5 protein-coding genes are annotated in these 5,804 nt (G+C 73.5%); all 5 read left to right on the forward strand.

The genetic code is table 11. The features are described 5' to 3' along the window. Positions 1-596, forward strand: a 596-nt coding sequence (locus DQW06_RS21090) for a DALR anticodon-binding domain-containing protein (RefSeq protein ID WP_255418257.1), incomplete at its 5' end; no start/stop codon positions are given. 114 nt (positions 597-710) lie between these two features. Continuing rightward, positions 711-2,096 carry a diaminopimelate decarboxylase gene (gene lysA / locus DQW06_RS21095; RefSeq protein WP_013151372.1) on the forward strand — a complete coding sequence of 462 codons (1,386 nt, stop codon included), beginning with the start codon at positions 711-713 and terminating at the stop codon, positions 2,094-2,096. Between the two features lie 68 nt (positions 2,097-2,164). Then, positions 2,165-3,451 carry a homoserine dehydrogenase gene (locus DQW06_RS21100; protein ID WP_013151373.1) on the forward strand — a complete coding sequence of 429 codons (1,287 nt, stop codon included), beginning with the start codon at positions 2,165-2,167 and terminating at the stop codon, positions 3,449-3,451. Positions 3,452-3,694: 243 nt separating this feature from the next. Next, positions 3,695-4,753: a threonine synthase gene (gene thrC, locus DQW06_RS21105; RefSeq protein WP_013151374.1), complete on the forward strand. Its 1,059-nt coding sequence runs from the start codon at positions 3,695-3,697 to the stop codon at positions 4,751-4,753. Between the two features lie 240 nt (positions 4,754-4,993). Next, positions 4,994-5,804: homoserine kinase (gene thrB, locus DQW06_RS21110; protein ID WP_117199156.1), on the forward strand; the 811-nt coding region annotated here is incomplete at its 3' end.

Consider the following 5,804-nt stretch of genomic DNA (forward strand, 5'->3'; position numbering starts at 1 on the left):
CCCAGGCCCCTCCGCCCGCCCCCGGCGAGGCCTCCTGGCGCGACCCCTACCTCGACGGCGGGCACCGGGAACTGCTCACCCCCGCCGCGCGCGCCCTCGGCGCGGTCGGCGAGGACAGCGCGCGCGTCGCCTTCTGCCGCTCGGTGCCCGAGCACCCGCGCGGCACCGAGACCACCGGGCGCGACCTGCCGGTGCTGCCCTCCGCCGAGTACCCCGGGGCCTGGGCGCGCCTGACCGACGCCAACCCCGCCTTCCGGATGCGCTACGCCCACGCCCACGCGACCAGCCTCGTGCGCTGGAGCGCCGAGGGCGCGCCGCCCCCCGCGGCCAGCCCCGACCGCACCGCCGCCGTGCGCGGCCTCCTCTTCGACGGCCCCAGCGCCCTGGACACGGCCGCCCGCCGAGAGGAACCCCATATCCTGGTCCGATACCTGGAGGCGCTGACCAGTGCCTACGATGAGTGGCGGACGTGTTCCGCCGCGGTCCCAGAAGCCTCTGAGCGGACCGCCGCGGACCCGGCCCTGCCAGCAGCCGTCGCCGGGGTCCTCCGCACCGGACTCCTCCTGCTCGGGGTGTCAGCGCCCACAAGGCTGTAGACGCCCCGTGCCCCCCGGTGGGCCGTACCCGTCCCTGGTGTTCCGATCGGTTCGGTGGACAATGGGGGGTGCCGCCGACCCGCACAGCCGTACAGTCCCAGCCGAAAGCCCATCATGAGCCGCTACGCCCACCCCGCCGGTTCCCGCCACGCGGAGATCCTGCCGGAGGACAACCCGCCGCTGCCGCCCGAGGACCTCAACGCCCTCGACCCGCGCGTGTGGCCCGCCACCGCGCGCCGAACGGGCGGTGAGCTCACCGTCGGCGGCGTCGGCGTGCGCGAACTCGCCGCCACCCACGGCACACCGCTCTTCGTCATGGACGAGGAGGACTTCCGGGGCCGCGCCCGCGACTACCGCACCGCCTTCTCCGACGCCGACGTCTACTACGCGGGCAAGGCGCTGCTGACCAAGGCCGTCGCGCGCTGGGTCAACGAGGAGGGGCTCAAGCTCGACGTGTGCTCGGGCGGCGAACTCACCGTCGCCCTGGCCGCCGGGGTCCCCGCCGAGCGCATCGGCATGCACGGCAACAACAAGTCCGCCGCCGAGCTGCGCCGCGCCGTCGAGGCCGGGGTGGGCCGCGTCATCATCGACTCCCTCGACGAGATCGAGCGCCTCGGAGCGATCGCCGCCGAACTCGGCGCCCGCCCCAAGGTCCTCATCCGCGTCACCACCGGCGTGGAGGCGCACACCCACGAGTTCGTGGCCACCGCCCACGACGACCAGAAGTTCGGCTTCGCGATGAGCACCGGCGCCGCCGCCGAGGCCGTCCGCCGCGTCCTGGCCGCCCCGCACCTGGAACTCGTCGGCCTGCACTCGCACATCGGCTCGCAGATCTTCGACACCTCCGGCTTCGAGGTCGCCGCCCGCCGCGTGACCCGGTTCCTCACCGGCGTCCACGAGGAGCTGGGCGTCACCCTGGCCGAGCTCGACCTCGGCGGCGGCCTGGGCATCGCCTACACCTCCGGCGACGACCCCCTGGACCCCAAGACCATCGCGGGGAGCCTGACCTCCATCGTGCGCCGCGAGTGCGAGGAGGCCGGACTGCCGGTGCCCCGCATCGCGGTCGAGCCCGGCCGCGCCATCGCGGGCCCGGCGGGGATCACCGTCTACGAGGTCGGTACCGTCAAGGACGTGGAGGGCATCCGCACCTACGTCAGCGTCGACGGCGGCATGAGCGACAACATCCGCACCGCCCTGTACGGCTCGGAGTACACCAGCCAGCTCGTCTCCCGCGAGAGCGACGCCGAGCCCATGCTGTCCCGCCTGGTCGGCAAGCACTGCGAGAGCGGCGACATCATCGTCCACGACCTCTACCTGCCCGCCGACCTGCGCCCGGGCGACCTGGTGGCCGTCGCCGCCACCGGGGCCTACTGCTACTCCATGGCGAGCAACTACAACCACCTGCCCCGGCCGGCCATGGTCGCGGTCCGCGGCGGGAGCTCCCGCGTCATCGTGCGCAGGGAGAACGAGGAGGACCTCCTCCGCCTCGACGTCGGCTGAACGGTCCCGACGGCGGCCGGGGCCGCCCCGAGACGAGGATTCACGAGAGAAGTGGGAGTCACGCCCAAATGGCGATGAAGGTGGCGCTGCTCGGATGCGGCGTGGTGGGCTCGGAAGTCGTCCGCCTGGTCAACGAGCAGTCCGAGGAACTGGCCGCGCGGGTGGGCACGCCCATCGAGATCGGGGGCATCGCGGTGCGCCGCCTGGGCCGCGACCGCGGCGTCGACCCGGCGCTGCTGACCACCGACGCCACGGCCCTGGCCACGCGTCCCGACATCGACCTCGTGGTGGAGGTCATCGGCGGCATCGAACCGGCCCGCTCGCTGATCCTCGCCGCGATCAAGTCGGGCAAGTCCGTGGTCACGGCCAACAAGGCCCTGCTCGCCGAGGACGGCCAGACCCTGCACGCCGCCGCCCGCGACGCCGGGGTCGACCTGTACTACGAGGCCTCCGTGGCGGGCGCGATCCCGCTGCTGCGGCCGCTGCGCGACTCGCTCGCGGGGGACAGGGTCAACCGCGTGCTGGGCATCGTCAACGGCACCACCAACTACATCCTCGACCGGATGGACTCCCTGGGCGCCGGGTTCACCGAGTCCCTGGAACAGGCGCAGGCCCTCGGGTACGCCGAGGCCGACCCCACCGCGGACGTGGAGGGCTTCGACGCGGCGGCCAAGGCCGCGATCCTGGCCCGGCTGGCCTTCCACACCCAGCGGGTGACCGCCGCCGACGTGCACCGCGAGGGCATCACCGGCGTGTCCGCGGGCGACATCGCCAGCGCCCGCGCGATGGGCTGCGTGGTCAAACTCCTGGCCATCTGCCAGCGCTCGCAGGACGGGGGGTCGGTGGGCGTGCGCGTCCACCCGGTGATGCTCCCGGTCGAGCACCCCCTGGCCAGCGTCAAGGAGGCCTACAACGCGGTGTTCGTGGAGGCCGAGTCCGCGGGCCGCCTGATGTTCTACGGGGCCGGGGCGGGGGGCACCCCCACCGCCAGCGCGGTCCTGGGCGACCTGGTCGCGGTGGCGCGCAACCGCCTCGCCGACACCTCGGTGGCCGAGGGCGGGCACGACACCGGGCTGCCGGTGCACGACATGGGCGAGACCATCACCAGCTACCACGTGGCGCTGGACGTGGCGGACCGCCCCGGCGTGCTGTCCAAGGTCGCGGAGATCTTCGCCGACCACGGGGTGTCCATCAAGAACGTGCGCCAGGAGGGCAGCGGGGACGACGCCCAGCTGGTGCTGGTGAGCCACCCCGCCCCCGACGCCGCGCTCAGCGCCACGGTCGAGGACCTGCGCGTCCACGACATGGTGCGCGAGGTGGCCAGTGTCATGCGCGTGGAGACCTTCGCCGACTGAGCGGACCGCGCGCCGCGGAGGGCCGGGACCCCGCGCAGGGCCGCACGGGACCCGTGCGGCCCTCCGCCGACCCCCATGTCCGTATGATGAGACATCAGACCGCGATTCGAGATAGTGCGGGCGTGGTCATAGACTCGTAGCTGGTGGGGACGACGGACGCGCCGCCGGGCCGTCCGGGAACCCCGCCGCTTCCACCGCGCGTCAAGCGAAGCCGCATCCACCCGAAAGGGACAAGTCGTGAGCATGGCACGGGCGTGGCGAGGCATCGTCGAGGAGTACCGCGACCGCCTCCCCGTCAACGAGAGCACCCCCGTTGTCACCCTCCAGGAGGGCGGCACGCCCCTGCTGCCCGCCACGCGCGTGTCCGAGCTCACGGGCTGCGAGGTCTTCCTCAAGGTCGAGGGGCTCAACCCCACCGGGTCCTTCAAGGACCGCGGCATGACCATGGCCATCACCAAGGCCGCCGAGGACGGCGCCAAGGCCGTCATCTGCGCCTCCACCGGCAACACCAGCGCCAGCGCCGCCGCCTACGCCATCCGCGCGGGCATGACCTGCGCCGTGCTGGTGCCCCAGGGCAAGATCGCCATGGGCAAGCTGGCCCAGGCCCTCGTCCACGGCGCCCGCCTGCTCCAGGTCGACGGCAACTTCGACGACTGCCTCGAACTGGCCCGCAAGCTCAGCGTGGACTACCCGGTCGCCCTGGTGAACTCGGTCAACCCCTACCGCCTCCAGGGGCAGAAGACCGCCGCCTTCGAGATCGTCGACGCCCTCGGCGACGCCCCCGACGTCCACTGCATCCCCGTGGGCAACGCGGGCAACATCACCGCCTACTGGATGGGCTACACCGAGTACTCCAGGGACGGGATCTCCACCCGCAACCCGCGCATGCTCGGCTTCCAGGCCAGCGGCTCCGCGCCCATCGTCAACGGCGCGCCCGTCACCAGCCCGAGCACCATCGCCACCGCCATCCGCATCGGCAACCCGGCCTCCTGGAAGCTGGCCGAGCAGGCCCGCGACGAGTCCGGCGGCCTCATCGACAAGGTCACCGACCGCCAGATCATGGCCGCCTACAAGCTCCTCGCCGCCGAGGAGGGCGTGTTCGTGGAGCTGGCCTCCGCCGCCAGCGTGGCCGGTCTGCTCCAGTCCGTCCAGGCGGGGCTGGTCGAGCCCGGCAGCCGCGTGGTGTGCACCGTGACCGGCAACGGCCTCAAGGACCCCGACTGGGCGCTGGCCGGAGCCTCCTCCGCCACCACCGTCCCGGTCGACGCCCTCGCCGCGGCCCAGGCCCTCGACCTGGCCTGAGACCGGTCGTCCACAGGGCGGAGGGAGTGCCTTCCGCCCCGGCGGGGACGCCGGTAACCTCCGACCGGGAGGGGTGCGGCCCCGCGCCCGCGAGGGTGTGGGCCCCCGACAACCACCCTCACCGCGCACCCATCATCCTTGCAAGACCCCGGTCCCGCCTGTGGACGAGTACCACGCGGGGGCTTCCCGAGAGCCCCCGCCAGGAGAGAGCCCCACGTGAGCCCATCACGCCCCACCCGGGTGTCCGTCCAGGCCCCCGCCACCAGCGCCAACCTCGGACCGGGCTTCGACGCCCTGGGCCTGGCACTGCGCCTGTACAACACGTTCGAGGCGTCCCCGCGCGAGGACGGCGAGCTGCGCGTGCGCGTCGAGGGGGAGGGCGCCGACGAGGTCCCCCTCGACGAGCGCCACCTCGTGGTGCGCGCCATGCGCGAGACCTTCGAGCGGGCCGGGGAGCAACTGCCCGGGCTCGACCTGACCTGCGTCAACGGGGTCCCGCACGCACGCGGTCTCGGCTCCTCCTCCTCGGCGATCGTCGGCGGCGTGGCCGCCGCCAGCGCCCTGCTGGGGCGCACCGGCCCCGACGGCGGACCGGACCGCGACGGCATCTACCAGATCGCCGCGGACATCGAGGGACACCCCGACAACGTGGCCCCCTGCGTCTACGGTGGATACACGGTCGCCTACCGCGACGGCGACCGCTGGGGCGCGGTGTCCCTGGCACCGGACCCCCGCGTCCTGCCGGTGCTGTGCGTGCCCGAGTGGCGGCTGTCCACCGAGCGGGCCCGCGGGCTGCTGCCCGAACGGGTGCCCCACGGCGACGCCGCGTTCAACGCCGGGCGCGCCGCGCTGATGACCGCGGCCGTTTGTGGCCATCCCGAGGCCCTGTACGCGGCCACGCGGGATCGGCTACACGAGTCCTACCGCGCCCCGGCCATGCCGGACACCCTCGATCTCATCCGTGACCTGCGGCAACACGAGAAACTGCCCGCGGTGGTCTCCGGGGCGGGGCCGACGGTCCTGGTCCTGTGCTCCACGGGGGCGGGGGAGG

The organism is Nocardiopsis sp. TNDT3 (genome assembly GCF_003427465.1).
Lineage (GTDB): Bacteria > Actinomycetota > Actinomycetes > Streptosporangiales > Streptosporangiaceae > Nocardiopsis > Nocardiopsis dassonvillei.